A 530-nucleotide genomic window follows, 5' to 3' on the forward strand; every position below is an offset into this window, starting at 1 on the left:
GCCTATGTCCGCCGCGTGTTGAAGCTGGCGGCGCTGCACCCGACCATTCTCAAAGCCTTCCAGAAAGACGAAATCGGCATGGGCGCGGCGCAGGCTTTCGCGCTGACAGACGATCAGGACCGCCAGCTTGAGGTTTTCAAGCGCACCGGCGACAACGCCCACCAAATCCGCGCCATGCTCACCCAGGAGAAGGTTGCCGATACCGACAAGCATTTTCGCATTGTAGGCGAGGAAGCCTATTGCGCCGCAGGCGGCACCTTCACCACCGATCTTTTCGGAGAACGTCGCTATTGCGATGATGCGGGCCTTGTCATGGACCTTGTGCAAGATCGGCTCGACGCCATCGCCAAGGCGGCGCGCGAAGATGGCTGGCGCGATGCAGAAGGGCAGCTCTACCGGCCTGATTCCTACTGGATGCGCGGCCATCTGGAACCCGCTGGCGAGCGCCATCCGACCGAGGAAGAAACCGCGCAGCTGGTCGAGATCGAGGCGGCAATCGCCAAGCGGGAAAGCGAGGTGGACGAGGACGA

At 62.3% G+C, this 530-nt stretch carries 1 pseudogene; it reads left to right on the forward strand.

The features are described from left to right. Positions 1-530, forward strand: a pseudogene (locus ET21_RS28085) (plasmid stabilization protein); the annotation flags it as partial.

The organism is Sphingobium sp. DC-2 (genome assembly GCF_000722555.1).
GTDB lineage: Bacteria > Pseudomonadota > Alphaproteobacteria > Sphingomonadales > Sphingomonadaceae > Sphingobium > Sphingobium quisquiliarum.